General features: G+C 71.6%; 27 protein-coding genes. 25 read left to right on the forward strand and 2 right to left on the reverse strand.

The window, feature by feature from the left end; genetic code table 11:
• The first annotated feature begins 10 nt into the window (after window positions 1-10).
• From nsdA to ffh, 5 genes are all read left to right on the forward strand, one after another.
• Window positions 11-1,486: a transcriptional repressor NsdA gene (gene nsdA / locus ACFQZ6_RS25475; protein WP_381612959.1), complete on the forward strand. Its 1,476-nt coding sequence runs from the start codon at window positions 11-13 to the stop codon at window positions 1,484-1,486.
• A gap of 335 nt (window positions 1,487-1,821) precedes the next feature.
• Window positions 1,822-3,105 (forward strand): ammonium transporter, encoded by a 1,284-nt coding sequence (locus ACFQZ6_RS25480; RefSeq protein WP_381612962.1) that lies wholly within the window; start codon window positions 1,822-1,824, stop codon window positions 3,103-3,105.
• On the forward strand, window positions 3,102-3,440 hold the full coding sequence (locus ACFQZ6_RS25485) for a P-II family nitrogen regulator (RefSeq protein WP_055725071.1): 339 nt from the start codon (window positions 3,102-3,104) through the stop codon (window positions 3,438-3,440). Before ACFQZ6_RS25480 ends, ACFQZ6_RS25485 begins: the two co-directional genes overlap by 4 nt.
• 23 nt (window positions 3,441-3,463) lie before the next feature.
• Window positions 3,464-5,917 carry a [protein-PII] uridylyltransferase gene (locus tag ACFQZ6_RS25490; protein WP_381612964.1) on the forward strand — a complete coding sequence of 818 codons (2,454 nt, stop codon included), beginning with the start codon at window positions 3,464-3,466 and terminating at the stop codon, window positions 5,915-5,917.
• 79 nt (window positions 5,918-5,996) lie between these two features.
• Window positions 5,997-7,547 carry a signal recognition particle protein gene (ffh, locus tag ACFQZ6_RS25495; RefSeq protein WP_381612967.1) on the forward strand — a complete coding sequence of 517 codons (1,551 nt, stop codon included), beginning with the start codon at window positions 5,997-5,999 and terminating at the stop codon, window positions 7,545-7,547.
• Window positions 7,548-7,607: 60 nt separating this feature from the next.
• On the opposite strand, the gene ACFQZ6_RS25500 is transcribed toward ffh, so the two are convergent.
• Window positions 7,608-8,495 carry an SAM-dependent methyltransferase gene (locus ACFQZ6_RS25500; RefSeq protein WP_381612969.1) on the reverse strand — a complete coding sequence of 296 codons (888 nt, stop codon included), beginning with the start codon at window positions 8,493-8,495 and terminating at the stop codon, window positions 7,608-7,610.
• Between the two features lie 200 nt (window positions 8,496-8,695).
• Between ACFQZ6_RS25500 and proS the strand changes: the two genes are divergently transcribed.
• The 18 genes from proS to ACFQZ6_RS25590 all read left to right on the forward strand — a co-directional run bounded on the left by proS (window position 8,696) and on the right by ACFQZ6_RS25590 (window position 23,456).
• Window positions 8,696-10,111 carry a proline--tRNA ligase gene (gene proS / locus ACFQZ6_RS25505; RefSeq protein WP_381612972.1) on the forward strand — a complete coding sequence of 472 codons (1,416 nt, stop codon included), beginning with the start codon at window positions 8,696-8,698 and terminating at the stop codon, window positions 10,109-10,111.
• Window positions 10,112-10,370: 259 nt separating this feature from the next.
• Complete coding sequence (locus ACFQZ6_RS25510) at window positions 10,371-10,967, forward strand: hypothetical protein (RefSeq protein ID WP_210924515.1); 597 nt, start codon at window positions 10,371-10,373, stop codon at window positions 10,965-10,967.
• A 280-nt stretch (window positions 10,968-11,247) separates the two neighbouring features.
• Entirely contained in the window at window positions 11,248-11,667 is a 420-nt protein-coding gene (rpsP, locus tag ACFQZ6_RS25515; RefSeq protein ID WP_381612975.1) for a 30S ribosomal protein S16, read from the forward strand.
• Window positions 11,668-11,669: 2 nt separating this feature from the next.
• The gene (locus ACFQZ6_RS25520) at window positions 11,670-11,909 is read left to right on the forward strand and encodes an RNA-binding protein (RefSeq protein ID WP_030612780.1); all 240 of its coding nucleotides are present in this window, start codon (window positions 11,670-11,672) and stop codon (window positions 11,907-11,909) included.
• 85 nt (window positions 11,910-11,994) lie between these two features.
• The gene (gene rimM, locus ACFQZ6_RS25525) at window positions 11,995-12,537 is read left to right on the forward strand and encodes a ribosome maturation factor RimM (RefSeq protein WP_381612978.1); all 543 of its coding nucleotides are present in this window, start codon (window positions 11,995-11,997) and stop codon (window positions 12,535-12,537) included.
• Window positions 12,537-13,370 (forward strand): tRNA (guanosine(37)-N1)-methyltransferase TrmD, encoded by an 834-nt coding sequence (gene trmD, locus ACFQZ6_RS25530; RefSeq protein ID WP_381618635.1) that lies wholly within the window; start codon window positions 12,537-12,539, stop codon window positions 13,368-13,370. The genes rimM and trmD overlap by 1 nt, the downstream gene beginning before the upstream one ends.
• A 135-nt stretch (window positions 13,371-13,505) precedes the next feature.
• Entirely contained in the window at window positions 13,506-13,856 is a 351-nt protein-coding gene (gene rplS, locus ACFQZ6_RS25535) for a 50S ribosomal protein L19 (RefSeq protein WP_132855959.1), read from the forward strand.
• Between the two features lie 46 nt (window positions 13,857-13,902).
• The gene (gene lepB / locus ACFQZ6_RS25540) at window positions 13,903-14,619 is read left to right on the forward strand and encodes a signal peptidase I (RefSeq protein ID WP_381612981.1); all 717 of its coding nucleotides are present in this window, start codon (window positions 13,903-13,905) and stop codon (window positions 14,617-14,619) included.
• Window positions 14,612-15,706: a signal peptidase I gene (gene lepB, locus ACFQZ6_RS25545; RefSeq protein ID WP_381612984.1), complete on the forward strand. Its 1,095-nt coding sequence runs from the start codon at window positions 14,612-14,614 to the stop codon at window positions 15,704-15,706. Before lepB (ACFQZ6_RS25540) ends, lepB (ACFQZ6_RS25545) begins: the two co-directional genes overlap by 8 nt.
• Window positions 15,597-16,631: a signal peptidase I gene (gene lepB, locus ACFQZ6_RS25550; protein WP_381612987.1), complete on the forward strand. Its 1,035-nt coding sequence runs from the start codon at window positions 15,597-15,599 to the stop codon at window positions 16,629-16,631. The genes lepB (ACFQZ6_RS25545) and lepB (ACFQZ6_RS25550) overlap by 110 nt, the downstream gene beginning before the upstream one ends.
• 66 nt (window positions 16,632-16,697) lie before the next feature.
• Window positions 16,698-17,474, forward strand: coding sequence for a signal peptidase I (lepB, locus tag ACFQZ6_RS25555; protein WP_381612989.1), 777 nt, complete (start codon window positions 16,698-16,700; stop codon window positions 17,472-17,474).
• Complete coding sequence (locus ACFQZ6_RS25560) at window positions 17,464-17,988, forward strand: NUDIX hydrolase (protein ID WP_381612992.1); 525 nt, start codon at window positions 17,464-17,466, stop codon at window positions 17,986-17,988. Before lepB (ACFQZ6_RS25555) ends, ACFQZ6_RS25560 begins: the two co-directional genes overlap by 11 nt.
• 56 nt (window positions 17,989-18,044) lie before the next feature.
• Window positions 18,045-18,353 carry a DUF2469 domain-containing protein gene (locus tag ACFQZ6_RS25565; RefSeq protein WP_003965949.1) on the forward strand — a complete coding sequence of 103 codons (309 nt, stop codon included), beginning with the start codon at window positions 18,045-18,047 and terminating at the stop codon, window positions 18,351-18,353.
• Window positions 18,354-18,502: 149 nt separating this feature from the next.
• A complete protein-coding gene (locus ACFQZ6_RS25570; RefSeq protein WP_381612994.1) occupies window positions 18,503-18,874 on the forward strand; it encodes a YraN family protein in 372 nt (123 codons plus the stop codon).
• Window positions 18,874-20,499: a YifB family Mg chelatase-like AAA ATPase gene (locus ACFQZ6_RS25575; protein ID WP_381612997.1), complete on the forward strand. Its 1,626-nt coding sequence runs from the start codon at window positions 18,874-18,876 to the stop codon at window positions 20,497-20,499. The genes ACFQZ6_RS25570 and ACFQZ6_RS25575 overlap by 1 nt, the downstream gene beginning before the upstream one ends.
• Window positions 20,496-21,656, forward strand: coding sequence for a DNA-processing protein DprA (gene dprA / locus ACFQZ6_RS25580; protein WP_381613000.1), 1,161 nt, complete (start codon window positions 20,496-20,498; stop codon window positions 21,654-21,656). Before ACFQZ6_RS25575 ends, dprA begins: the two co-directional genes overlap by 4 nt.
• A gap of 270 nt (window positions 21,657-21,926) precedes the next feature.
• Window positions 21,927-22,769, forward strand: coding sequence for an RNA polymerase sigma factor WhiG (gene whiG / locus ACFQZ6_RS25585; RefSeq protein ID WP_381613003.1), 843 nt, complete (start codon window positions 21,927-21,929; stop codon window positions 22,767-22,769).
• Between the two features lie 120 nt (window positions 22,770-22,889).
• Complete coding sequence (locus ACFQZ6_RS25590) at window positions 22,890-23,456, forward strand: TetR/AcrR family transcriptional regulator (protein ID WP_381618638.1); 567 nt, start codon at window positions 22,890-22,892, stop codon at window positions 23,454-23,456.
• Between the two features lie 406 nt (window positions 23,457-23,862).
• On the opposite strand, the gene ACFQZ6_RS25595 is transcribed toward ACFQZ6_RS25590, so the two are convergent.
• Complete coding sequence (locus tag ACFQZ6_RS25595) at window positions 23,863-24,525, reverse strand: murein hydrolase activator EnvC family protein (RefSeq protein WP_381613006.1); 663 nt, start codon at window positions 24,523-24,525, stop codon at window positions 23,863-23,865.
• A 131-nt stretch (window positions 24,526-24,656) separates the two neighbouring features.
• Between ACFQZ6_RS25595 and rpsB the strand changes: the two genes are divergently transcribed.
• Both rpsB and tsf read left to right on the forward strand, forming a co-directional pair.
• Window positions 24,657-25,559: a 30S ribosomal protein S2 gene (rpsB, locus tag ACFQZ6_RS25600; RefSeq protein ID WP_381613008.1), complete on the forward strand. Its 903-nt coding sequence runs from the start codon at window positions 24,657-24,659 to the stop codon at window positions 25,557-25,559.
• Between the two features lie 180 nt (window positions 25,560-25,739).
• On the forward strand, window positions 25,740-26,576 hold the full coding sequence (gene tsf / locus ACFQZ6_RS25605; protein WP_381613011.1) for a translation elongation factor Ts: 837 nt from the start codon (window positions 25,740-25,742) through the stop codon (window positions 26,574-26,576).
• The last annotated feature ends 18 nt before the right edge of the window (window positions 26,577-26,594 follow it).

The raw sequence follows: 26,594 nt of genomic DNA on the forward strand, positions 1-26,594 counted from the left end.
GGGCGTTCCAGTGGGCGGCAACGGCGGCGGCGCGAACGCTGACAAGCGCCCGAACGAGCTGCTGGGCTCATGGTTCGTGCGCAGCGGCTGGTCCAAGGGCGAGCTGGCCCGTCAGGTCAACCGCAGAGCACGCCAGTTGGGCGCCAACCACATCTCCACCGACACCTCCCGCGTACGCCGCTGGCTCGATGGCGAGAACCCGCGCGAGCCGATCCCCAGGATCCTCTCCGAGCTGTTCTCCGAGCGGTTCGGCTGCGTCGTCTCCATCGAGGACCTCGGCCTGCGCACCGCCCGCGCCACCCCGTCCACCACCGGCGTGGACCTGCCGTGGACGGGCCCGCAGACAGTGGCCCTGCTCAGCGAGTTCTCGCGCAGCGACCTGATGCTGGCGCGGCGCGGCTTCCTCGGGACGTCGCTGGTGCTGTCCGCGGGCCCGGCCCTCATCGAGCCCATGCAGCGCTGGCTCGTCCCCGCGCCGCCCTCCCCGCACCGCCCCGACCCCGAGCCGGTGCCCACCAGTCGCGCGCGCGGGCGGCTGTCCAAGCCCGAGCTGGACCTGCTGGAGTCCACCACGGTGATGTTCCGCCAGTGGGACGCCCAGTGCGGCGGCGGCCTGCGCCGCAAGGCCGTCGTGGGCCAGCTCCACGAGGTCACCGACCTCCTCCAGGAACCCCAGCCCGAGGCCACCACCCGCAGGCTCTTCAAGGTCGCCGCCGAACTCGCCGAACTGGCCGGGTGGATGAGCTACGACATCGGCCTCCAGCCCACCGCCCAGAAGTACTTCGTCCTCGCCCTGCACGCCGCCAAGGAGGCCGGTGACCGCCCCCTCGGCTCCTATGTGCTCTCCAGCATGAGCCGCCAGATGATCCACCTCGGGCGGCCCGACGACGCCCTCGAACTGATCCACCTCGCCCAGTACGGCAGCCGGGACTGCGCCAGCCCGCGCACCCAGGCGATGCTGTATGCGATGGAGGCCCGCGCGTACGCCAACATGGGCCAGCCCGGCAAGTGCAAGCGCGCCGTGCGGATGGCCGAGGACACCTTCGCCGACGCCGACGAGTGGGACGAGCCCGACCCCGACTGGATCCGCTTCTTCTCCGAGGCCGAGCTGTACGGCGAGAACAGCCACTCCTTCCGCGACCTCGCCTATGTCGCCGGTCGCAGCCCCGCCTACGCCTCCCTCGCCGAGCCGCTGATGCGGCGCGCCGTGGAGCTGTTCGCGGAGGACGGCGAGCACCAGCGGTCGTATGCGCTCAACCTCATCGGCGTGGCCACCGTGCACCTGCTCCAGCGCGAACCGGAGCAGAGCACGGTCTACGCCGAGCGCGCCATGCGCGTGGCCAAGAAGGTTCGTTCCGAGCGCGTGAACACCCGTATCCGAAAGACCGTCGACACCGCCGCCCGCGACTTCGGTGATCTCGCCGAGGTCGTCGACCTCACCGAGAAACTCGCCGTGGAGCTGCCCGAGACCGCCGAGGCGGTCTGACCACCGCCACCAGACCCCGGCCGCGGCCGGCCTTCCCGAACTGCCCGACTCGGCTCCCCCGCGCCAGGTCATCGGAAGGCCGCCCGCGGCCGGTTTCCGCGTTTCGCGCGCCCGCGGCGGAGAAGGTTGCGCCACGATAACGATCCGGTCGCCGAACATCAGGCAGTTCATCGACGCGTAACACGTCAGGTGCCCTTGTCACGCCCGCGAAACAACGCGTGGCCTCCATCGAAACGGCGCTACGCCAATCTCGTGCCGCATAACCGGCCCGCCCCCCGCAGTCCGCTCAGGCTTCGCCCGCACGGGGCCGTATCCAAGACGAGGAGATACCGGCATTGAACGGCACAGATACCGGATTCGTATTGATCAGCGCGGCGCTCGTCATGGTGATGACGCCCGGCCTGGCCCTCTTCTACGGCGGCATGGTCCGGTCCAAGAGCGTCCTCAACATGCTGATGATGTCCTTCATCTCACTGGGCATCGTCAGCGTGATGTGGGTGCTCTACGGACACTCCCTCGCGTTCAGCGGTGACTCCGGCGGGTTCATCGGCAACCTCGACATGATCGGGCTGAAGGGCGTCGACGCCGACTCCACGATGGAGTCCTTCACCGGCAACGACATCTCCCTCTTCGCCTTCTCGCTCTTCCAGATGCTGTTCGCGGTCATCACCGCGGCCCTCATCAGCGGCGCCCTCGCCGACCGGATCAAGTTCGGCGCCTGGATGCTCTTCATCGGCGTCTGGGTCACCGTCGTCTACTTCCCCGTAGCCCACTGGGTCTGGGGCGGCGGCTGGCTCTCCCAGCTCGACCCGGCCGTGATCGACTTCGCCGGTGGTACGGCGGTCCACATCAACGCCGGTATCGCCGCCCTCGCCGCGGTCCTCGTCGTCGGCAAGCGCGTCGGCTTCAAGAAGGACCCGATGCGCCCGCACAACCTCCCGCTGGTCCTGCTCGGCACCGCCCTGCTGTGGTTCGGCTGGTTCGGCTTCAACGCCGGGTCCGAGCTGGGCGTCGACGGCGTCACCGCCCAGATGGCCATCAACACCCAGGTCGCCACCGGCGCCGCCATGCTCGGCTGGCTGATCTACGAGCGCATCCGGCACGGCGCCTTCACCACGCTGGGCGCCTGCTCCGGCGCGGTCGCCGGCCTGGTCGCCATCACCCCCTCCGGCGGCAACGTCAACGTCTTCGGCGCCCTGCTCATCGGCGTCGTCGCCGGCGCGGTCTGCTCCTGGGCCGTCAGCCTCAAGTACAAGCTGGGCTACGACGACTCCCTCGACGTCGTCGGCGTTCACCTGGTCGGCGGTGTCCTCGGCACCCTGATGGTCGGCTTCCTCGCCATCGACGGCACCGGCGGCGGGGACCAGTTCCTCTCCCAGGCCATCGGCGCCTTCTCCGTCATGGGCTACACCTTCGTCGTCACCTACATCCTCGCCTTCGCCATCCAGAAGACGATCGGCTTCCGGGCCTCCGAGGACGACGAGGTCACCGGCATCGACCAGAGCGCCCACGCCGAGACTGCATACGACTTCAGCAGCGCCGCCGCCGCGCACATCTCCGCCGCCACGGCGCCCGCCCCGAGCAGCAACGCTGCTGAGAGCAAGAAGGTTGAGGCATGAAGCTCATCACCGCCGTCGTCAAGCCCCACCGGCTCGACGAGATCAAGGAGGCCCTTCAGGCCTTCGGAGTCCACGGACTGACGGTCACCGAAGCCAGCGGTTACGGTCGACAGCGAGGCCACACCGAGGTCTACCGCGGTGCCGAGTACACCGTCGACCTGGTGCCCAAGATCCGCATCGAGGTGCTGGCCGAGGACGACGACGCCGAGCAGCTCATCGACGTCATCGTCAAGGCCGCCCGCACCGGCAAGATCGGTGACGGCAAGGTCTGGTCCCTCCCGGTCGACACGGCCGTACGGGTCCGGACCGGTGAGCGCGGCCCGGACGCGCTCTGACACGCGAGAACAGGAGTCGCTGGGTGACGAGTACGGACGTGCACAACGAAGCAGAGGACTCGGGACCCAGCGGCTACGCGGCGGCCCGGCTGCGCCTCCTCACCGAGGGGGCGCGGTCCGGGCCGCCGCGCCGTGCCGCCCTCTCCGAACTGACCGACGAATGGCTGACCGGCCTGTTCACCGCCGCGGCCGAGGGTCTGCGCGGGGTCTCCCTGGTCGCCGTCGGCGGCTACGGCCGCGGCGAGCTGTCGCCCCGCAGCGACCTCGACCTGCTCCTGCTGCACGACGGCGCCGACAGCAAGGCCATCGCCGCCCTCGCCGACCGCCTCTGGTACCCCGTGTGGGACCTCGGCCTCGCCCTCGACCACTCCGTGCGCACCCCCGCCGAGGCCCGCAGGACCGCCGGGGAGGACCTGAAGGTCCAGCTCGGCCTCCTCGACGCCCGCCACCTCGCCGGAGACCTCGGCCTGACCACCGCGCTGCGCACCGCCGTCCTCGCGGACTGGCGCAACCAGGCGCCCAAACGCCTCCCCGAACTCCAGGAACTCTGCGCCGAACGCGCCGAACGCCAGGGCGAGCTGCAGTACCTCCTCGAACCTGACCTCAAGGAGGCCCGCGGCGGACTGCGCGACGCCACCGCCCTGCGCGCCGTCGCCGCCTCCTGGCTCGCGGACGCCCCGCGCGAGGGCCTCGACGACGCCCGCCGCCGCCTCCTCGACGTCCGCGACGCCCTCCACCTGGCCACCGGACGCGCCACCGACCGGCTCGCCCTCCAGGAACAGGACCAGGTCGCCGCCGAACTGGGGCTGCTGGACGCCGACACCCTGCTGCGCCAGGTGTACGAGGCCGCCCGCGTCATCTCGTACGCCAGTGATGTCACCTGGCGTGAAGTGGGGCGCGTGCTGCGCTCACGCGCCGTGCGGCCACGGCTGCGCGCCATGCTGGGCGGCGGCAAACCCGTCGCCGACCGTTCCCCGCTCGCCGAGGGCGTCGTCGAGCAGGACGGCGAGGTGGTGCTCGCCCGCGCCGCGCGCCCCGACCGCGACCCCGTGCTGCCGCTGCGCGCCGCTGCCGCCGCCGCCCAGGCCGGACTCCCGCTCTCCCTGCACGCCGTACGCCGCCTCGCCGCCACCGTGCGCCCCCTGCCCACGCCCTGGCCCGCCGAGGCCCGCGAACAGCTCGTCACCCTGCTCGGCTCCGGACGGCCCACCATCGAGGTCTGGGAGGCGCTGGAGGCGGAGGGGCTGATCACCCAGCTCCTCCCCGACTGGGAGCGGGCGCGCTGCCGACCGCAGCGCAACGCCGTGCACATCTGGACCGTCGACCGGCACCTCATCGAGACCGCCGTACGCGCCTCCGAGTTCACCCGCCGCGTCAGCCGCCCCGACCTGCTCCTCGTCGCCGCGCTGCTGCACGACATCGGCAAGGGCTGGCCCGGCGACCACTCCGTCGCCGGGGAGATCATCGCCAAGGACGTCGCCGCCCGCATCGGCTTCGACCGCGAGGACGTCACCGTGCTCGCCACGCTCGTCCGCCACCACCTGCTCCTCATCGACACCGCCACCCGGCGCGACCTGGAGGACCCCGCCACCGTGCGGTCCGTCGCCGAGGCCGTCGGCACCCCGTCCACGCTGGAGCTGCTGCACGCCCTCACCGAGGCCGACGCCCTCGCCACCGGCCCCGCCGCCTGGTCCTCCTGGCGCGGCTCACTCGTCGCCGACCTGGTCAAACGCGTCGCCGCGGTGCTCGCCGGGGACGACCTCGACGAACCCGAGGCCGCCGCGCCCACCGCCGAGCAGGAACGGCTCGCCATCGAGGCCGTCGCCACCGGCGGACCCGTGCTCGCGCTGCGCGCCCAGACCGAACCGCCGACGGAGGAGCAGGCGACCGCGTCCGGCGCACCGGAACCCCTCGGCGTCGAGCTGCTGATCGCCGTACCCGACCAGTCGGGCGTGCTGCCCGCCGTCGCCGGGGTCCTCGCCATGCACCGGCTCACCGTCCGCACCGCCGAGCTGCGCGCCCTTGACCTGCCGGACGGCGTCGACGGCTCCGTCCTGCTGCTGAACTGGCGGGTCGCCGCCGAGTACGGCTCCCTGCCGCAGGCCGCCCGGCTCCGCGCCGACCTGGTGCGCGCCCTGGACGGCTCCCTGGACATCGCCGGGCGCCTCGCGGAGCGGGACGCGGCCTACCCGCGGCGCCGGGGCGTCGTCGCCCCGCCCGCGCGGGTCACCGTCCACCCGGCCGCCTCCCGCCTCGCCACGGTCATCGAGGTCCGCGCCCAGGACGCCCCCGGCCTCCTCTTCCGCATCGGCCGCGCCCTGGAGGACGCGGCGGTACGCGTCCGCAGCGCCCACGTCAGCACCCTGGGCGCGAACGCGGTGGACGCGTTCTACGTCACCGGCCCCGAGGGCACCCCCCTGCCGGGCGACGAGGCGGCCACGGTGGCGCGGAAGCTGGAGGAGACTTTGCGCGGCTGAGCGGATACGGCGACTTGTGGAGCCGGGATACCCTGGAAGACGCTCAGACTGCCCCCTACTCCCGAGGACCGACGTCGCCGTGTTCGATACTCTCTCCGACCGCCTCTCAGCGACCTTCAAGAACCTGCGCGGCAAGGGGCGTCTGAGCGAGGCGGACATCGACGCCACCGCGCGCGAGATCCGCATCGCCCTGCTCGAAGCGGACGTGGCGCTCCCCGTCGTCCGCACGTTCATCAAGAACGTCAAGGAGCGGGCCCTCGGCGCCGAGGTGTCCCGGGCGCTGAACCCGGCCCAGCAGGTCCTCAAGATCGTCAACGACGAGCTGGTCACCATCCTCGGTGGTGAGACCCGGCGGCTGCGGTTCGCCAAGAACCCGCCCACCGTGATCATGCTCGCCGGTCTCCAGGGTGCCGGTAAGACCACCCTCGCGGGCAAGCTCGGCAAGTGGCTCAAGGACCAGGGGCACTCGCCCATGCTGGTCGCCGCCGACCTCCAGCGGCCGAACGCCGTGAACCAGCTCAGCGTCGTCGCCGAGCGCGCCGGGGTCGCGGTCTACGCGCCCGAGCCGGGCAACGGCGTCGGTGACCCGGTCAAGGTCGCCAAGGACTCCATCGAGCACGCGCGGACCCGCGTCCACGACATCGTCATCGTCGACACCGCCGGTCGCCTCGGCATCGACCAGGAGATGATGCGGCAGGCGGCGGACATCCGGGACGCCGTCAGCCCCGACGAGATCCTCTTCGTCGTCGACGCCATGATCGGTCAGGACGCCGTCAACACCGCCGAGGCGTTCCGCGACGGCGTCGGCTTCGACGGCGTGGTGCTCTCCAAGCTCGACGGTGACGCCCGCGGTGGTGCCGCGCTGTCGATCCGGCAGATCACCGGCAAGCCGATCATGTTCGCCTCGAACGGCGAGAAGCTCGACGACTTCGACGCCTTCCACCCGGACCGGATGGCCTCCCGCATCCTCGACATGGGTGACCTGCTCACCCTGATCGAGCAGGCGGAGAAGACGTTCAGCCAGGAAGAGGCCGAGAAGATGGCCTCCAAGCTGGCTTCCAAGAAGGGCCAGGACTTCACCCTGGACGACTTCCTGGCCCAGATGGAGCAGGTCAGGAAGATGGGCAGCATCAGCAAGCTGCTCGGGATGCTGCCCGGCATGGGGCAGATCAAGGACCAGATCAACAACCTCGACGAGCGGGACGTCGACCGCACCGCCGCGATCATCAAGTCCATGACGCCGGGCGAGCGCCAGGACCCGACGATCATCAACGGCTCGCGCCGCGCCCGTATCGCCAAGGGTTCCGGTGTCGAGGTCAGCGCGGTCAAGGGCCTGGTCGAGCGGTTCTTCGAGGCCCGCAAGATGATGTCCCGGATGGCCCAGGGCGGCGGGATGCCGGGAATGCCCGGGATGCCGGGCATGGGTGGCGGCCCCGGCCGCACCAAGAAGCAGCCGAAGAAGGCCAAGGGCAAGCAGCGCTCCGGCAACCCGATGAAGCGCAAGCAGCAGGAGCAGGAGGAGGCCGCCCGCCGCGCGGCGGCGGCCCAGGGCAACGCCTTCGGCGTCCCGGGCCAGCAGGCCGGTCAGGACTTCGAACTGCCGGACGAGTTCAAGAAGTTCATGGGCTGACAGCCCGCAGGGTGACGACGCCGGGCGTTCCCGGCGTCGTACCACGTCGAGTCGTGCCGCCTAGCGCACGCGGGCGATCAGGTAGCGGAACACGTTCGGCATCCACACCGTCCCGTCGCTCCGCTGGTGCGGGTGCAGGGCCTCGGTGAGTTCCTTGTCGACCTGCTCCCGGTCGGTCGCGGTGATCGCCGCGTCGAACAGGCCGGTCGACAGCAGACCCCGTACCGCGCTGTCGAGGTCCGCGTAGCCGAACGGGCAGGCCACGCGTCCGGAGCCGTCCGGGGCGAGTCCGGCGCGCTGGGCGACCTCCTCCAGGTCGTCGCGGAGCGCCGGGCGCCAGTTGCCCGCCGCGCGCACCGGGTCCGCGAGCTTCGCGGCCACCCGCAGCACCGAGGCGGTGGCACACCGCTCCGGCGGACCCCAGCCCGCGAGCACCACCGGGGCGCCCCGCTCGGCGAGCGGCACCGCGGCGGAGAGCAGTTCACCGAGCCCCTCCGCGTCGCCCGCGAGACAGCCGATCGGCTCGAAGGCGGTCACGAGGTTGTACGGCGCCCGCGGCGCGTCGGCCCGCTCCGGGGCGTCGGCGGCGGCGTGCGGCGGCCCGTCCACGAGCCGGACGCGTGCCTCACGCGCGCGTGCGCCCCGCGTGTCGGCGGGCCCGGGGGCCAGCCGCTCCCGGGCGAGGGCGAGCCGTTCGGGGGAGGAGGGTTCGACGCCGGTGATGGCCGCGCCCCGGGAGGCCGCCATCAGCAGGGCGAGTCCGCTGCCGCAGCCGAGCCCCAGCAGCCGGGTGCCAGGGTCCACTTCCAGTCGCTCGTAGACGGCCTCGTAGAGCGGGACGAGCATCCGCTCCTGGATTTCCGACCAGTCACGCGCGCGTGCACACAGGTCCACGGGGGACGCCGGTCCCGCGTGTTGCAGGTGCTGCCGCACGAGCGTAGGTGTCATCGATAGCGCCCCAATCCGCCATGTGTTGCCGTAGTGCCGGTCTGTCTGGCCCCCGTGACGTGCGCTCGCAACTCCCCCCGTACTGCCAGGAAACTCCGGGCTCGCGGTGGCGTCCAGTGCTGGAGGGGGCTGGTTTGGGCGTTCCGGCGCCATGTGGCGAGATTTCACATTCCGGCAACGTGGGCCCGTACCATCGCGCCATGGCCAAGGCACCCGTTCTCACGCCGCGGGCGGACGACTTCCCGCGCTGGTACCAGGATCTGATCGGCAAGGCCGAGCTGGCCGACAACGGCCCGGTGCGCGGCACCATGGTGATCCGACCGTACGGGTACGGCCTGTGGGAGCGGATGCAGCAGGAGATGGACGCGCGGATCAAGCGCGCGGGCGCCTCCAACGCCTACTTCCCGCTGTTCATCCCGCAGTCGTACCTGACCCGGGAGGCCGAGCACGTCGAGGGGTTCGCGCCCGAGCTGGCGGTGGTCACGCACGGCGGCGGCAAGGAGCTGGAGGAGCCGGTCGTGGTGCGGCCCACCTCCGAGACGATCGTCAACGCCTCCTTCGCCAAGTGGGTGCAGAGCTACCGGGACCTGCCGCTGCTGATCAACCAGTGGGCGAACGTGGTGCGTTGGGAGATGCGCCCGCGCGTGTTCCTGCGTACGACGGAGTTCCTGTGGCAGGAGGGCCACACGGCGCACGCCACGTACGAAGAGGCGCGTGCGTATGCGGAGTACATCCACCGGGAGGTGTACGCCGACTTCATGGTGAACGTCCTCGGCATCGATGTCGTCCTGGGCCGCAAGACCGCGCGGGAGCGGTTCGCGGGGGCGATCAACACCCTCACGCTGGAGGGGATGATGGGCGACGGCAAGGCCCTCCAGATGGGCACCAGCCATGAGCTGGGGCAGAACTTCGCCAAGGCGTTCGGCATCCAGTACCTGTCGGGGGACGGCCAGCAGGAGCACGTCTGGCAGACGTCCTGGGGGTCGTCCACGCGGATGGTGGGTGGCCTGATCATGGCGCATGGTGATGACAGCGGGTTGCGGGTGCCGCCGCGGCTGGCGCCCGTGCAGGTGGTCGTCCTCGCGATCAAGGAGGACGAGGCGGTTCTGGCCAAGGTCCGCGAGGTGGGCGAGCGGCTCTCGGCGGCGGGGCTGCGGGTGCGGGTGGACGACCGCACCGACACGCCGTTCGGGCGGCGGGCGGTGGACTGGGAGCTGAAGGGCGTGCCGGTGCGGGTCGAGATCGGGCCCCGTGACCTGGAGGGCGGCACCGCGATGCTGGCCCGGCGCGTGCCCGGGGGCAAGGAGCCGGTGGCGGTCGACGCGCTCGCCGGGCTGCTGCCCGTCGTCCTTGAGGAGGACCAGGCGCTGCTCCTGCGGCAGTCCCGGGAGCGGCGCGAGGCGCGGACGGCCGACGTGCGCACGGTCGAGGAGGCCGTGGCGGCGGCTGCCGCCGGGGGCTGGGCGCGGATCCCGTGGGCGGTGCTCGGCGAGGAGGGCGAGGCCAGGCTGGCGGAGCAGGGGGTGACGGTGCGGTGTCTGGTCGCCGAGGACGGGTCGGTGCCGGACGCCGATGACGCGCCCGGTAACGTCGCGGTTGTCGCGCGCGCTTATTGAGGTGCCGGGGCGCGGACGAGTGCGACCGAAACGCCTCTTGCGCCCGCGCGCACCGCACGCCTCCCGGCGCGGGTACGTCATTCACGCGCCGGTTCGTACGTCAGGCTACGTACCACCTTGGGAGGAGCTGCGCCGCTTCTCCGCAGATCAGCGCACCCGCCCTCGTCGGCACGCATCAGCGGCAACTGACGGGTACGTGCAAATTATTTGGGATGGCCCGGAATAGGAACACAGCGGGCCCCCGGCTCGTTGTCATTACGTGAGCACGACACCACCTGTTCTCGCCGCAGAGCTGGCGCAGGCGTGGGCCGACATTCAGCGGTACCACCCCGAGCTGCCGGATCTTGCCGCGCCCGAGTCACTGATCGGAGAGTCGTCGTCCGCCTGCGGTCACGAACTCTCCTTCGAGCGACTGCTCCATGAGGCAGTCCATGGCATCGCCGCCGCCCGCGGAATCCGCGACACCTCCCGGGCGGGCCGGTACCACAACCGCAGATTCCTCGCGATCGCCGAGGAGCTGGGCCTCGACCACCCCGAGGAGCCGCACCCCAGCAGCGGCTTCTCGCTGGTCACGCTCAACCCCGAGGCGAGGCGGCGCTACCGCCCGACGATCGAGCGCCTCCAGCGCGCGCTGAAGGCGCACACCGCGGCCACCTCCGCCGACACGGCCCGCAGCTTCCGCGGTCCGGCGGCCCGGCACGGCTCCTCCGGGGGCGGCGTCCGGGTCAAGGCGGTGTGCGACTGCGGCCGCAACGTGCGGGTCGTGCCGTCGGTGCTCGCCCAGGCGCCGATCGTGTGCGGGGGCTGCGGGAAGCCGTTCCGCATCCCGGAGGTCGTGGGCGCCGCGGCGGGCTGAGGACGCGGCTGCTCGTGGCAGCCGCGTCGGCTCCGTCCCGGACGCCAGGCCGCGCACGCGGCGCCGGTTCAGGCGGCGCCGCGTGCGGGTCAGGCGTGCCCTCGGCGGCCCTCGGTCGGAATCCCGCCCCGGGGTGTGGCAGAATGGGCGGCTGTACTCGACAGCCGCACAGGACCCCTCTCTCCTCCGGCTGACGCGTCCATCGGGCACTCGGGTACCGCAACCCCACGCGGCAGTTCCGCCGTGCCCACCCACGTCAAATCCAGGAGAACCCACTCCCGTGGCAGTCAAGATCAAGCTGAAGCGTCTGGGCAAGATCCGTTCGCCTCACTACCGCATCGTCGTCGCCGACTCCCGTACCCGCCGTGACGGCCGGGCCATCGAGGAGATCGGCAAGTACCACCCGACGTACAACCCGTCGGTGATGGAGGTCGACGCCGAGCGCGTGGCGTACTGGCTCTCCGTCGGCGCCCAGCCGACCGAGCCCGTGCTCGCCATCCTGAAGAAGACCGGCGACTGGCAGAAGTTCAAGGGCGAGCCCGCCCCGGCGCCGCTGCTCGTCGCCGAGCCGAAGTCCGCGCGTCCGTCGTTCGAGGCGCTCGCCGGTGACGACGAGGGCAAGGGTGAGGCCATCACCCAGAAGAAGAAGGCCGACAAGAAGGACGAGGCCGCGGCTGAGTCCGAGTCGACCGAGGGCTGATGATGCTCGAGGAGGCTCTTGAGCACCTCGTTAAGGGCATCGTCGACAACCCTGACGATGTACAGGTCGCCTCGCGCAACCTGCGTCGCGGGCGGGTGCTCGAGGTCCGGGTCCACCCCGACGACCTCGGCAAGGTGATCGGCCGCAACGGCCGCACCGCCCGTGCCCTGCGCACCGTCGTGGGCGCCATCGGCGGCCGCGGTGTCCGTGTCGACCTCGTCGACGTGGACGACGTTCGCTGACGTCACAAACAGCACCGGCTCGGGCCGGGGAGGGCCACTCTGGGCCGTCCCCGGCCCGTGGTCGTATGACAGGAGATCTAGGACAGTGCAGCTCGTAGTCGCGCGGATCGGTCGTGCCCATGGCATCAAGGGCGAGGTCACCGTGGAGGTACGCACCGACGAACCGGAGCTGAGGCTGGCCCCCGGCGCCGTCCTCGCCACCGACCCCGCCGCGGTGGGGCCGCTGACCATCGAGACGGGCCGGGTGCACAGCGGGCGCCTGCTGCTGCGCTTCGAGGGCGTCCGGGACCGCACCGGCGCCGAGGCGCTGCGCAACACCCTGCTCATCGCCGACGTCGACCCGGACGAGACGCCCGAGGACGAGGACGAGTACTACGACCACCAGCTCATCGACCTCGACGTGGTCACCACGGACGGCACCGGGATCGGCCGGATCACCGAGATCTCGCATCTGCCCTCCCAGGACCTGTTCATCGTCGAGCGGCCCGACGGCAGCGAGGTGCTCATCCCGTTCGTCGAGGAGATCGTCACCGAGGTCGACCTGGCGGAGCAGCGGGCCGTGATCGACCCGCCGCCGGGACTGATCGACGACCGCGCGGAGACCGCCTCCGACAGGGACGAGGCGTGATGCGGCTCGACGTCGTCACCATCTTCCCCGAGTACCTGGACCCGCTGAACGTCTCCCTCGTCGGCAAGGCACGCGCGCGTGGCCAGCTCGACGTGCGCGTCCACGACCTGCGCGGGTGGACCCACGACCGCCACAACACGGTCGACGACACGCCCTACGGCGGTGGTCCCGGCATGGTCATGAAGACCGAGCCATGGGGCGAGGCCCTCGACGACGTGCTGGCCGACGGCTACGAGCGGGGCGCCCGGCAGCCCGTCCTGGTCGTCCCCACGCCCAGTGGCCGCCCCTTCACCCAGGAACTCGCCGTCGAGCTGTCCGAGCGGCCCTGGCTGGTCTTCACGCCCGCCCGCTACGAGGGCATCGACCGCCGCGTCATCGACGAGTACGCCACCCGGATGCCGGTGTACGAGGTGTCCATCGGCGACTACGTCCTCGCCGGGGGCGAGGCCGCCGTCCTCGTCATCACGGAGGCCGTGGCCCGGCTGCTGCCCGGCGTCCTCGGCAACGCCGAGTCGCACCGCGACGACTCCTTCGCGCCCGGCGCCATGGCGAACCTCCTGGAGGGGCCCGTCTACACCAAGCCGCCGCTCTGGCGGGAGCGGGGCATCCCCGAGGTGCTGCTCAGCGGCCACCACGGGAAGATCGCCCGCTGGCGGCGCGACGAGGCGCTGCGCCGGACCACCGCCCACCGGCCCGACCTGATCGAGCGGTGCGACCCCAAGGCCTTCGACAAGAAGGACCGCGAGATGCTCTCCATCCTGGGCTGGGCACCTGACCCGCAGGGTGAGCCGTACGGCCGATTTTGGCGCAGGGTCGGGGACGTGGAAGAATAGGCCGCTGTTGTGCGCCGTCCGGCGTGCGCCCCTGCCACAGGGGGACACGACGCCCGCCCCGACGCGCACGGCCCCTCTACCGAAACACCTAGTTTCCGTTGATGACCTGTGGCATCAGCGAGGAAAGCAGACCTCATGTCTCACCTGCTCGACACCGTCGACTCCGCGTCGCTGCGCAGCGACATCCCGGCCTTCCGCCCGGGTGACACCGTCAACGTCCACGTCCGCGTCATCGAGGGCAACCGCTCGCGTGTGCAGCAGTTCAAGGGCGTGGTGATCCGCCGCCAGGGCTCCGGTGTCCGTGAGACCTTCACGGTCCGCAAGGTGTCGTTCTCCGTCGGCGTCGAGCGTACGTTCCCGGTGCACACCCCGATCGTCGAGAAGATCGAGCTGGTCACCCGCGGTGACGTGCGTCGCGCCAAGCTGTACTACCTGCGCGAGCTGCGCGGCAAGGCCGCCAAGATCAAGGAGAAGCGCGAGAACTGAGCGCGCCTGAGAGGTGCTCGTCGGGGCCGGATAGCATCTGGCCTCGATGGACACCGAAGCACAGCCGACGGAGCGCGACCGCTCCTCCCACCCCGGCGGACCCGAGCAGGACTCGGAGCCGGGGGAGCCGGAGGGGCGGTCGCGCTTCGCGTTGCCGAAGCGGCTCGGCGACTGGCTCCCCGGCGGGCGGACCACGCTGACCGCGCTGTTCTGCCTGCTCTTCCTGCTGTTCCTGCACGCGTTCGTGGCCCAGCCGTTCCAGATCCCCAGCGGATCCATGGAAAGCGGATTGAGGATCGGGGACCGCGTCGTCGTAAACAAGTTGGCGTACCGTTTTGGTGCCGAGCCGCGGCGCGGTGATGTCGTCGTGTTCGACGGCACGGGGTACTTCGGGAACGCCGACTACGTCAAACGCGTCGTGGGCGTGGGGGGAGACCGCGTGGTGTGCTGCGACCGGAAGGGGAGGATCGAGGTGAACGGGGAGTCCGTCGACGAGTCGGCTTTCCTGTACCCCGGTGACAGCCCGTCCGCGGTCCGCTTCGACGTCGTCGTGCCGGACGGCGCGCTGTTCGTCCTCGGTGACCACCGTGCCGCCTCCAGCGACTCCCGCGACCACCTCGGCTCACCCGGCGGCGGCATGGTCCCGGTGGACCAGGTGATCGGCCGGGCCGAGTGGATCGTGTGGCCGCTGGACCACCTCACCCGGCTGGAGCGTCCCGGCGCCTACGCGCGCGTGCCCGCGGCGGACGGCGCCCATGGGTAGCCGTGGCAAACCGCGCGGGTCGGGTGGCAACGCCGACAACCTGCTGCCCACCGGCACCCGGCGCGCGGCGGCGCCGTCCGGTGGCCGCAGCCGCGCGGAGCGGCGCAAGCTGCAGCGCAAGGTCAAGCGGCGCAGGCGCCGCTCCGCCATCAAGGAGATCCCGCTCCTCGTCGGTGTCGCCGTCCTGATAGCGCTCGTGCTGAAGACGTTCCTGGTGCAGGCGTTCGTGATCCCGTCCGGCTCGATGGAGCAGACCATCCGGATCGGTGACCGGGTCCTGGTCGACAAGCTCACGCCCTGGTTCGGCTCGGAGCCGGAGCGCGGGGACGTCGTCGTGTTCAAGGACCCCGGTGGCTGGCTGAAGGACGAGCAGACCACCCAGAAGAAGGACGACCCCGTCGTCATCAAGCAGATCAAGGCGGGGCTCACCTTCATCGGGCTGCTGCCGTCCGACAACGAGAAGGACCTCATCAAGCGGGTCGTCGGCGTCGGCGGGGACCACGTCACGTGCTGTGACCCGCAAGGGCGAGTCACCGTCAACGGCGTTCCCCTGAACGAGGACTATCTCTTCCCCGGCGACGAGCCCTCCCGGGAGGAGTTCGACATCACCGTCCCCGAGGGGCGGCTGTGGGTGATGGGCGACCACCGGGGCAACTCCGCGGACTCCCGCTCGCACCAGGCCACCGACTACGGCGGCACCGTGTCCGTCGACGAGGTGGTCGGGCGGGCCGTCGTCATCGCCTGGCCGCTGGGCCGCTGGAGCACGCTGGAGGAACCGAACACCTATGCGTCGGTGTCCGACGCGTCGCCCGGCTCGACCGCGGCTCCCCGGCCGTCGCATAGGGTTGCCCCCGACCCGGGGACGACCCCGGACGGAATGATGCAGCTCCCGAGCCCTGCGGAACTCCCGCTCGTTATGGGAGTGGTGGGCCTGCGCCGGGTATGGGGTGGCAGGCGGCAGAGAGTGAGGAGTTGGCGTGGGGGATGTGGCGGTTGGCGCACGGTCCGGGCACGACGGCGAGGAGCACCGCGGACATCCCGTGGCGGCGGCCCCGGCCGCGGACGGCGCCGGAACCCCCGGGAGTGACACCCGGGCGACCGAGGACGGCAAGGTGACGGACGAACAGGGCCAGGGCCCGCGGCCGAGCGGCGGCCAGACCGGGGATCAGGAACCGGAGCGGGAGCCGGACCAGGAGCCGGAAGGCGCGGCGGACGGGCAGCGGGCGCAGCGCAAGCAGCGCTCCTTCTGGAAGGAACTGCCCATCCTGATCGGTATCGCGCTGGTGCTGGCGCTGCTGATCAAGACGTTCCTGGTGCAGGCGTTCTCCATCCCCTCCGACTCGATGCAGAACACCCTCCAGGAGGGTGACCGCGTCCTCGTCGACAAGCTCACCCCCTGGTTCGGCTCGGAGCCGGACCGCGGCGAGGTCATCGTCTTCCACGACCCCGCGGACTGGCTGGCGGGTGAGCCCACGCTCGACCCGAACGCCCTGCAGACGTTCCTGAGCTGGATCGGCCTGATGCCGTCCGCGGAGGAGAAGGACCTGATCAAGCGGGTCATCGGGGTCGGCGGTGACACGGTCGAGTGCAAGGGCACCGGCCCGTTGAAGGTCAACGGCAAGGCGCTCAACGAGCCGTACGTGTACCCGGGCAACACCCCGTGCAGCCAGGACGACAACGGCGGCCAGTTCAAGGTGAAGGTCCCCGAGGGCTACGTCTGGGTGATGGGCGACCACCGGCAGAACTCCCGCGACTCGCGGTACAACCAGGGCGACAAGAACAAGGGCATGGTCCCGGTGGACGAGGTCGTCGGGCGCGCCATCGTCAAGGCGTGGCCGATCAACCGCTGGGGCACGCTGCCCGTCCCGGACACCTTCGACCAGCCCGGTCTGGGCGACCCGGCGCCGTCCGCCGCGGCCCTGACCAACGCGTCGAACGCGCTCGCCCTCGCCGGTGTGGTGCCGGTGGCGCTGTGGCGGCGCAAGCGGAGCCAGGTGGTCCGTACGCGCTGAGCGCGGCGGTCCGGGGTCGGGCGGAGGGCTGACCGGGGACCGTACCGCCGGGTAGGGTGCGGACCCATGGGTGGCGAGAGCGCGACACGGACGGCCCCGCGCGGCGGGGGCACAGGCGAGGCGGGCCCGGCGGGCCGCCGGACCGGACAGGTGCTGTCCGGGCTGGCGGTGGCGCTGGGCCTCGCGCTGTTCCTCGGCGGTTTCGTCTGGGGGGCGGTGGTCTACCGGCCGTACACCGTGCCCACCACGTCCATGTCGCCGACCATCGGCGCGGGCGACCGGGTGCTGGCGCAGCGGGTCGACGGCGGTGAGGTGCGCCGTGGGGACGTCGTCGTCTTCAAGGACGCCACCTGGGCCGACGCGCCCGTGCTGAAGCGGGTCGTCGCGATCGGCGGTGACACGGTCGGCTGTTGCACGGACGGCAAGCTGACCGTCAACGGCAAGCAGATCGACGAGCCCTACCTGCCCGCGGGGCAGGCCGCCGAGACCGGGAACTTCCCCGAGGTCACGGTGCCGAAGGGGCGGCTGTTCCTGCTCGGTGACGAGCGGCACGGCTCGCTGGACTCCACGGCCCACCTCGCCGACGCCGCCCAGGGCACGGTGGCGCGCTCGGCCGTCACCGCGAAGGTCGACGCCGTGGTCTGGCCCATGGACGGGGTGCTGGAGCCCGCCGACGGCTTCGAGGCGCTGGGCCCGGTCTCGGGTCCCGGGCCGCTGCGGACCATCGGCGCGCTGGTCGTCGGCGGTGCGGCGCTGGTGCTGGGCGGCGCCGCCTACGGGCCGGTGGCCAAGCGACTGGGCGCCCGCCGTCGGGCGCGGACGGGGACCGCCGGTGTCGGCTGAGGTCACGGCGGGGGCGGAGGAGCTGGACGGACGGCCGCTGCGCAGGGTCGCCCGGGTGGTGCTGCTCGACCTCGAGGACCGCATCCTGCTGCTGCACGGGCACGAGCCGGACGATCCGGCCGACGACTGGTGGTTCACGCCGGGCGGCGGTCTGGAGGGCGACGAGACCCGTGAGGATGCGGCGCTGCGGGAACTCGCCGAGGAGACCGGGATCACCGAGGTCGAGCTGGGTCCGGTGGTGTGGCGGCGGACGTGTTCGTTCCCGTTCGCCGGGCGGCGCTGGGACCAGGACGAGTGGTACTACCTGGCCCGCACCACCCAGACGGCGACCGAGGCGGTGGCGCTGACCGAGCTGGAGCGGCGCAGTGTCGTGGGAGCGCGGTGGTGGACCTGTGAGGAACTGGCCCGGGCGCATGAGACGGTGTACCCGACCAGACTCGCCGAGCTGCTGCGCAGACTGCTCGACGAAGGTCCCCCCGCCGGTCCGGAGGTCCTTAACACGGAAATCGTCTAGGGGCGCACGGGACTGGCGCACAATGGTGGGATCGCACGGCTGAAGGGGAACATGCCATGAGCGCCGAGGACCTCGAGAAGTACGAGACCGAGATGGAGCTGAAGCTCTACCGGGAGTACCGCGATGTCGTCGGTCTGTTCAAATACGTGATCGAGACCGAGCGGCGTTTCTATCTCACCAATGACTACGAGATGCAGGTGCACTCGGTTCAGGGCGAGGTGTTCTTCGAGGTCTCCATGGCGGACGCGTGGGTGTGGGACATGTACCGGCCCGCGCGGTTCGTGAAGCAGGTCCGGGTGTTGACGTTCAAGGACGTGAACATCGAGGAGCTGAACAAGAGTGATCTGGAGTTGCCGGGCGGGTGAGGGCCGTCTCCGCGAGGGCGGGCTCTCGATGGGTTTCCCTGGGTCTGACTCGTGTGGGTGATGGGTTTGTCCACATCCGCCGGGCTGTCCACCAAGATCCACTAGCGTGCTGAGCCGCCTTCATCGTGGGTGCCGGAGGTGGTGCCCACATGAACACGCATCTGGCACGCGGCGCACTCGGCAGGTACGGCGAAACGCTGGCCGCACGGCGGCTGGCCCAGGCCGGGATGACGGTCCTGCAGCGCAACTGGCGCTGCGGCCGGTCTGGTGAGATCGACATCGTCGCCCGCGACGGGGACGTCCTGGTCGTCTGCGAGGTGAAGACCCGCAGCGGCGGCCGGTTCGAGCACCCGATGGCCGCGGTGACCCCCGAGAAGGCGGAGCGGCTGCGCGACCTCGCCCAACGCTGGATCCAGACCCATGGCGGAGCGCCACCCGGCGGCGTCCGCATCGACCTGGTCGGAGTGGTGCTGCCGCCGCGCGGTGCCCCCGTCGTCGAGCACGCCCGGGCGGTGGCGTGATGGCCTTCGCGCGTACGTGCTCCGTGGCCCTCGTCGGCGTCGAGGGCGTGGTCGTCGAGGTGCAGGCCGACCTGGAACCCGGCGTCGCCGCGTTCACCCTGGTCGGGCTGCCCGACAAGAGCCTCACCGAGAGCCGGGACCGGGTGCGGGCGGCGGTGGTGAACTCCGGCGCCGAGTGGCCGCAGAAGAAGCTCACCGTCGGGCTGAGCCCGGCGTCGGTGCCCAAGGCGGGCAGCGGGTTCGATCTCGCCGTGGCCTGCGCGGTGCTCGGTGCCGGGGAGCGCATCGATCCGCGGGTGCTCGCCGACATCGTGATGATCGGGGAGCTGGGCCTCGACGGCCGGGTGCGGCCGGTGCGGGGCATCCTGCCCGCGGTGCTCGCCGCGGCGGACGCGGGCTACGAGCAGGTGGTGGTGCCGGAGTGCGCCGCCGCCGAGGCCGCCCTGGTGCCCGGGGTGTCCGTGCTCGGGGTGCGCAGTCTGCGGCAGTTGATCGCCGTCCTGGCCGACGAGCCCGTGCCCGACGAGGAACCGGACGAGCCCGGCCGCCCCGACCCGCTGCTCGCCGGGCTGCGCGTGCCCGGCACCGGCGCCGCCACCGGGATGCACAGCGTCGGGGCCGCCCAGCACGACCAGGGGCACGACCTCGCGGACGTCGTCGGCCAGTTGTCGGCGCGGACCGCCGTGGAGGTGGCGGCGGCCGGGGGGCACCACCTCTTCTTGGAGGGTCCGCCGGGCGCGGGCAAGACGATGCTCGCGGAGCGGCTGCCCGGACTGCTGCCGCCGCTCACCCGGCAGGAGTCCCTTGAGGTGACCGCCGTGCACTCGGTGGCGGGCCTGCTGCCGCCCGGCAAACCCCTCATCGACACCGCCCCCTACTGCGCCCCGCACCACTCGGCCACCATGCAGGCCCTCGTCGGCGGCGGTCAGGGCATCGCCCGGCCCGGCGCGGTGTCGCTGTCCCACCGGGGCGTGTTGTTCCTGGACGAGACCCCAGAGTTCAGCAGTCACGCCCTCGACGCGCTGCGGCAGCCGCTGGAGGCGGGGCACGTGGTGATCGCGCGCAGCGCCGGGGTGGTGCGGTTCCCGGCGGCCTTCCTGATGGTGCTCGCGGCGAATCCCTGCCCCTGCGGCCGGTTCTCCCGGACGGACGACTTCTGCGAGTGCCCGCCCGCGGCCATCCGCCGCTACCAGGCCCGGCTCTCGGGGCCGCTCCTTGACCGGGTCGACCTGCGGGTGGAGGTCGACCGGGTCACCCGCGCGGAGTTCGCCGACCTCGGTTCCCGGGGTGAGTCCACGGCGACGGTCGCCGACCGGGTGCGGGCCGCGCGGGAGCGGGCGGCGGTCCGTCTCGCGGGCACTCCGTGGCGGACGAACAGCGAGGTGCCCGGGCGTGAGCTGCGCGGCCGCTGGCGTGCCGTGAGCGGCGCGATGGACGAGGCCGAGCGGAGCCTGGAGCGGGGGGCGCTGACCGCCCGGGGGGTGGACCGGGTGCTGCGCGTCGCCTGGACCGTCGCTGACCTCGTGGGCCATGACCAGCCCGACGCCGGGGACGTCGCCCTCGCCCTGCAACTGCGGACGGGTGTGCCGCGCGGGGTGCCGATGGCCATCGGGGCGCTGACATGAGCCAGCACGGCGGCGACGGTGAGCTGCTCGACCGGGTGCTGCTGACGCGGGTGATCGAGCCGGGGGACGAGATCGGCGGGCGGTGGGTGCGCGAGTACGGGGCGGGGGAGGTGGTGCGGCGGTTGCGCGCCGCGGACGGGGCCGCCCTGCCGGGGGCGAGTCCGAAGCGGTGGGGCGGGCTGCGGGCGCGGGCCCGGCGGGCCGAGCCGGAGCGGGACCTCGCGGTCGCGGCGGCGGCCGGGGTGCGGTTCGTGTGGCCCGGGCAGGTGGAGTGGCCCGGCCAGCTCGACGACCTCGGGGACGCGCGGCCGGTCGGGCTCTGGGTGCGGGGGCGGCCCAGTCTGCGTACCTGGGCGCTCAGATCGGTCGCGGTCGTGGGCGCGCGGGCCTGCACCGAGTACGGCGCCCATATGGCGGTCACGCTCGCCGCCGGGCTCGCCGAGCGCGGCTGGGTGGTGGTGTCCGGTGGTGCCTACGGCGTCGACGGGGCCGCGCACCGGGGGGCGCTGGGGGCGGGCGGGGCGACCGTCGCCGTCCTCGCCTGCGGTCTCGACCGGCCCTATCCGCGCGGGCACGTCCAGTTGATCGAGCGGATCGGGGAACAGGGGCTGCTGGTGGGGGAGTTGCCGCCCGGGGACCATCCGACGCCGAGCCGGTTCGTGCTGCGCAACAGGGTGATCGCCGCGCTGACCCGGGGCACCGTGGTCGTCGAGGCCGCCTACCGCAGCGGCTCGTTGGTGACGGCGCGGGCCGCCCAGCGGCTGGGCCGCCACACCATGGGCGTACCGGGACCGGCGACCAGCGGGCTGTCGGGCGGCGTGCACGAACTGCTGCGGCAGGACGCCGTGCTGGTCACGGACGCGGCGGACGTGGTGGAACTGGTCGGTGACATGGGCGAGCTGGCCCCCGACCGGCGCGGTCCCGTGCTGCCGCGGGACCTGCTGGAACCGGCCGCCCGGCGGGTCCTGGCCGCGCTGCCGGGGCGCGGGTCCGCGGCGGTGCCGGACATCGCGTGCGGCGCGCAGACCAGCGAGGACGACACGATCGCGAGACTGTACGAACTGAGGGCACTTGGATACGTCGAACGACATGGCGATGACTGGAAGTTGACACGCCAGGCGATGATCTCCGCGCGGGGCGGAAGGGGGGCGTGCTGACCGACGGTGTTCGGCCGTCCGGGGGAACGCCGAAACCCTTGGGAAATCTGGCAGTTGACGGCAACCGGTGGTCACTCACAGCGACGGGTGGGACCCGGTGGGGCGGCAAGAGGAACGTATCTGCGTACGGGGTCAGGCACGTTCTTCGCACACTGCGACACCGCAGTCACGCTACGCTCACGGGATCTAGACACAGACCGGCAACTTCCGCACCACACCGACAGCTCACCCAGGAACCATCCTTCACGGCAGAACGGCACAAGGCGACGAATGCCCCAGCACACCTCCGGGTCCGACCGGGCGGCGCTCCCCCCAGCCGCCCGCGACGGTGGCAGCGTACGGCCGCAGGCTCCTTCGACGCTCGACGAGCTGTGGCGGTCATACAAGGCGACAGGAGACGACCGGCTGCGCGAGCAGCTCATCCTGCACTACTCGCCGCTGGTGAAATACGTGGCGGGACGGGTGAGCGTGGGGCTGCCGCCCAATGTGGAACAGGCCGACTTCGTCTCCTCGGGCGTTTTCGGGCTGATCGACGCGATCGAGAAGTTCGACGTCGACCGGGAGATCAAGTTCGAGACGTACGCGATCACCCGGATCCGGGGCGCGATGATCGACGAGCTGCGGGCGCTGGACTGGATCCCCAGGTCGGTGCGGCAGAAGGCGCGCAACGTGGAGCGGGCGTACGCCACCCTGGAGGCCCGGCTGCGGCGCACCCCTTCGGAGGGTGAGGTGGCCAGGGAGCTGGGGATCGCGGTGGACGAACTGCACGCGGTCTTCAGTCAGTTGTCGCTCGCCAACGTGGTGGCCCTGGAGGAGCTGCTGCACGTCGGCGGGGAGAGCGGGGACCGGCTGAGCCTGATGGACACGCTGGAGGACACCGCCGCGGACAACCCGGTGGAGGTGGCCGAGGACCGGGAGCTGCGGAGGTTTCTGGCGCGGGCGATCAACACGCTGCCCGAGCGGGAGAAGACGGTGGTGACGCTCTACTACTACGAGGGGCTCACCCTCGCGGAGATCGGCAACGTGCTCGGGGTGACCGAGAGCCGGGTCAGCCAGATCCACACCAAGTCGGTGCTGCAGTTGCGGGCGAAGCTGGCGAGTTTCGGACGCTGAGGGCGTGGGCCGGGGTGAGGGGGTGGGGACGCGGAGGACAGGGGGAGCCGGGGGAGTCGTTCCCGTTGGGGGTGAAGCGTCCGTAGAGTGGTTGACGTGCCAAGGATTCGAGCGGCCTCCGTGGCCGAGCACCGGTCGATGCAGCGAGCCGCCCTGCTGGACGCGGCCCGCTCCCTGTTGTCCGAGGGTGGGACGGAGGCGCTGACCTTCCCGGCCCTCGCCGAGCGGACCGGGCTCGCCCGGTCGTCCGTCTATGAGTACTTCCGGTCGCGCGCCGCGGTCGTGGAGGAACTGTGCGAGGTCGACTTCCCCGTGTGGGCGGCGGAGGTGGAGGCGGCGATGTCGCGCGCCGCGACGCCCGAGGGCAAGGTCGAGGCGTATGTGCGGCAGCAACTGGCGTTGGTCGGGGACCGGCGGCACCGGGCCGTCGTCGCGATCTCCGCGAGTGAGCTGGACGCCGGGGCGCGGGAGAAGATCCGGGCCGCGCACGGGTCGCTGGTGGCGATGATCGTCGCGGCGCTGGGGGAGATGGGGCACGGGGAGCCGCGGCTGGCGGCGATGTTGCTTCAGGGGGTTGTGGACGCGGCGGTGCGGAGGATTGAGCTGGGGGCGGCGGAGGTGCCGTCGGCGATCACTGAGGTGGCTGTGTCCATGGCGTTGCGGGGGGTTGCTGGCGGGGGGCGCTGACCCTTCTGCGGGTGGCTGTTGCGGGGCGTTTGCGCGGCCCGGCGCTGGTGTGGTGCGGCCGATGCGCGTGCTGCGGGGTGGGCCGCGCGCCCGGCGCGGCGGGGTGCCGCTGCGCCCACCCGTGCCGCCCCAGCGGCACGACTGCCCGTAGCTATGGCGGACGGCAGTCCCAGTGCCAAGCCGCTGCTGGGTGGGCTCCGTCTCAGCGGTACGACTGCCCGCGGCTATGGCGGACGGCAGTCCCAGTGCCGAGCCGCTGCTGGGTGGGCTCCGTCTCAGCGGTACGACTGCCCGCGGCTATGGCGGACGGCAGTCCCAGTGCCAAGCCGCTGCTGGGTGGGCTCCGCCTCAGCGGTACGACTGCCCGCGGCTATGGCGGCGACGGCGAAGGCACGACTGCCCGCAGCTAAGAGAGCGGTAAGAGCCTTGATGCGCCGCTGCCCCTTAGATGCGGGGGGAGCAGGGTCAAGGGGTTCAGGTAGGTGGCGCCTCTGCGTAGGCCCCAGTGGAGGCATGAGGTCGGGCAGTGAGGGGTGGTGGGGGTGAGGGTGCCCAGGGGTTGGCCTGGGGATACTTCGTCGCCCTTGTGGACCGTTGGCGTCACCGGCTCGTACGTCGTGCGGAGCGGTGGGTTGCCGGTGGCGTGGAGTTCCACCGTGATCACGCCCCGGCCCGCCACCCGGCCCGCGTAGGTGACGCGGCCCGGGGCCACCGCGCGCACCGGGGCGCCCGGGGTGGCGCGGAGGTCGACGCCGCGGTGGCCGCGGGCGTACGGGGTCGGGGGCGGGTCCCAGCCGCGGAGGACCGGTGGGCGTGGGGTCAGGGGCCACGTCGTGGCGACCGGGGGTGTCGGCGCCGGGAGGAGCGGCAGGGTCGCGAGCAGGGGCAGGAACAGGGCGAGCAGCAGGCGTGGGTGCATGGTCGTAGCGTCCCGCGGTGACGCTGAGCAGGGCGTGGGGCTGTGGAGTACCGCCCGGTTGTGGACAGCGGCGTCACCCGGTGCTCCGTCGGTCCCGTACACTTCTGGTGGCGACCCGGGCCACCGGGTCGACTTCGCACGCCCCGACATCGAGAGGCCGACAGCGGTCGGTCCTTCGAAGTCAGCGCCCCTCGGTCCCTTGTGGCACGGCGCACGTGGGCGTCAGGCGCGGACGCCGACCGGTGTCCGCGGCACAACCGAGAAACACGAGGAGAACGGCCATGGCCGTCGTCACGATGCGGGAGCTGCTGGAGAGCGGCGTCCACTTCGGTCACCAGACCCGTCGCTGGAACCCGAAGATGAAGCGCTTCATCTTCACCGAGCGCAACGGCATCTACATCATCGACCTGCTCCAGTCGCTGTCGTACATCGACCGCGCCTACGAGTTCGTCAAGGAGACCGTCGCCCACGGCGGCACGGTCATGTTCGTCGGCACGAAGAAGCAGGCGCAGGAGGCCATCGCGGAGCAGGCCACCCGCGTCGGTATGCCCTACGTCAACCAGCGTTGGCTGGGCGGTATGCTCACCAACTTCTCGACCGTCTACAAGCGTCTGCAGCGCCTGAAGGAGCTCGAGCAGATCGACTTCGAGGACGTCGCCGCGTCCGGTCTGACCAAGAAGGAGCTTCTCGTGCTCTCGCGCGAGAAGGCCAAGCTGGAGAAGACCCTCGGCGGTATCCGCGAGATGCAGAAGGTGCCCAGCGCCGTCTGGATCGTGGACACCAAGAAGGAGCACATCGCCGTTGGTGAGGCCCGGAAGCTGAACATCCCGGTCGTCGCGATCCTCGACACCAACTGCGACCCCGACGAGGTCGACTACAAGATCCCGGGCAACGACGACGCGATCCGCTCCGTCACCCTGCTCACCCGCGTGATCGCCGACGCCGTCGCCGAGGGCCTCATCGCCCGCTCCGGTGGCGCCGGTGAGGGCAAGGGCGAGAAGGCCGCGGGCGAGCCGCTGGCCGAGTGGGAGCGCGACCTGCTCGAGGGCGAGAAGAAGGCCGACTCCGAGGAGACGGCCCCCGCCGCCGAGGCCGCCCCGGAGGCCGAGAAGCCCGCCGAGGCTCCGGCCGCCGAGGAAGCCCCCGCCACCGAGGCCCCGGCCGCCGAGGGCGAGCAGGCCTGACCGTCAGCGTCAGCCGTTGACGGCGGGAGCGGTACCGCAGCTCACAGCGCCCCCGGCGCCGTGAACCCCGCTCCCGCCGTTCACCCGTAGGTCAGTGGCAGGACAGCGGCCTTTGCCCCAATGGAGGCCGTACCCCGCAGATCTTCGATCTTCCAGACTTCGAGAAAGACTCACAGACTCATGGCGAACTACACCGCCGCCGACGTCAAGAAGCTCCGCGAGCTGACCGGCGCCGGCATGATGGACTGCAAGAAGGCGCTGGACGAGGCCGACGGCAACGTCGAGAAGGCCGTCGAGGCGCTCCGCATCAAGGGCCAGAAGGGCGTCGCCAAGCGCGAGGGCCGCTCCGCCGAGAACGGCGCCGTGGTCTCGATCATCGCCGACGACAACTCCTCCGGCGTCCTCGTCGAGCTGAAGTGCGAGACGGACTTCGTCGCCAAGGGCGACAAGTTCCAGGCCGTGGCCAAGACCATCGCCGAGCACGTCGCGAAGACCTCCCCGGCCGACCTGGAGGCCCTGCTCGCCTCCGAGATCGAGCCCGGCAAGACCGTCCAGGCGTACGTCGACGAGGCCAACGCCAACCTCGGCGAGAAGATCGTCCTGGACCGCTTCGCGCAGTTCGCCGACGGCTACGTCACCGCGTACATGCACCGCACGATGCCCGACCTGCCCCCGCAGATCGGTGTCCTCGTCGAGTTCGACAAGCCCAACGCCGAGGTCGCCAAGGGCGTCGCGCAGCACATCGCCGCGTTCGCGCCGAAGTACCTCTCCAAGGACGACGTCCCGGCCGACGTGGTCGAGGCCGAGCGCCGCATCGCCGAGGAGACCACCCGCGCCGAGGGCAAGCCCGAGGCCGCCCTGCCGAAGATCGTCGAGGGTCGCCTCAACGGCTTCTTCAAGGACGCCACGCTGCTGGGCCAGCCGTACGCGCTGGACAACAAGAAGTCGGTCCAGAAGGTGCTGGACGAGGCCGGTGTCACCCTGAAGCGCTTCACGCGCATCAAGGTCGGCATCTGAGTCCGTACCGCGATCGAC

The organism is Streptomyces flavalbus (assembly GCF_042674625.1).
Lineage (GTDB): Bacteria > Actinomycetota > Actinomycetes > Streptomycetales > Streptomycetaceae > Streptomyces > Streptomyces flavalbus.

Excerpts from the sequence above, each read along its gene's own strand:
- ACFQZ6_RS25565 (WP_003965949.1), top strand. The coding sequence starts at position 18,045 with ATGAGCGCCGAGGACCTCGAGAAGTACGAGACCGAGATGGAGCTGAAG.
- tsf (WP_381613011.1), top strand. The coding sequence starts at position 25,740 with ATGGCGAACTACACCGCCGCCGACGTCAAGAAGCTCCGCGAGCTGACC.
- whiG (WP_381613003.1), top strand. The coding sequence starts at position 21,927 with ATGCCCCAGCACACCTCCGGGTCCGACCGGGCGGCGCTCCCCCCAGCC.
- lepB (WP_381612989.1), top strand. The coding sequence starts at position 16,698 with ATGGGTGGCGAGAGCGCGACACGGACGGCCCCGCGCGGCGGGGGCACA.
- rplS (WP_132855959.1), top strand. The coding sequence starts at position 13,506 with ATGTCTCACCTGCTCGACACCGTCGACTCCGCGTCGCTGCGCAGCGAC.
- ACFQZ6_RS25595 (WP_381613006.1), bottom strand. The coding sequence starts at position 24,525 with ATGTCGGGGCGTGCGAAGTCGACCCGGTGGCCCGGGTCGCCACCAGAA.
- ACFQZ6_RS25520 (WP_030612780.1), top strand. The coding sequence starts at position 11,670 with ATGCTCGAGGAGGCTCTTGAGCACCTCGTTAAGGGCATCGTCGACAAC.
- lepB (WP_381612981.1), top strand. The coding sequence starts at position 13,903 with ATGGACACCGAAGCACAGCCGACGGAGCGCGACCGCTCCTCCCACCCC.
- ACFQZ6_RS25500 (WP_381612969.1), bottom strand. The coding sequence starts at position 8,495 with ATGACACCTACGCTCGTGCGGCAGCACCTGCAACACGCGGGACCGGCG.
- ACFQZ6_RS25570 (WP_381612994.1), top strand. The coding sequence starts at position 18,503 with ATGAACACGCATCTGGCACGCGGCGCACTCGGCAGGTACGGCGAAACG.
- proS (WP_381612972.1), top strand. The coding sequence starts at position 8,696 with ATGGCCAAGGCACCCGTTCTCACGCCGCGGGCGGACGACTTCCCGCGC.
- ACFQZ6_RS25575 (WP_381612997.1), top strand. The coding sequence starts at position 18,874 with ATGGCCTTCGCGCGTACGTGCTCCGTGGCCCTCGTCGGCGTCGAGGGC.
- rpsB (WP_381613008.1), top strand. The coding sequence starts at position 24,657 with ATGGCCGTCGTCACGATGCGGGAGCTGCTGGAGAGCGGCGTCCACTTC.
- lepB (WP_381612984.1), top strand. The coding sequence starts at position 14,612 with ATGGGTAGCCGTGGCAAACCGCGCGGGTCGGGTGGCAACGCCGACAAC.
- ACFQZ6_RS25485 (WP_055725071.1), top strand. The coding sequence starts at position 3,102 with ATGAAGCTCATCACCGCCGTCGTCAAGCCCCACCGGCTCGACGAGATC.
- dprA (WP_381613000.1), top strand. The coding sequence starts at position 20,496 with ATGAGCCAGCACGGCGGCGACGGTGAGCTGCTCGACCGGGTGCTGCTG.
- trmD (WP_381618635.1), top strand. The coding sequence starts at position 12,537 with ATGCGGCTCGACGTCGTCACCATCTTCCCCGAGTACCTGGACCCGCTG.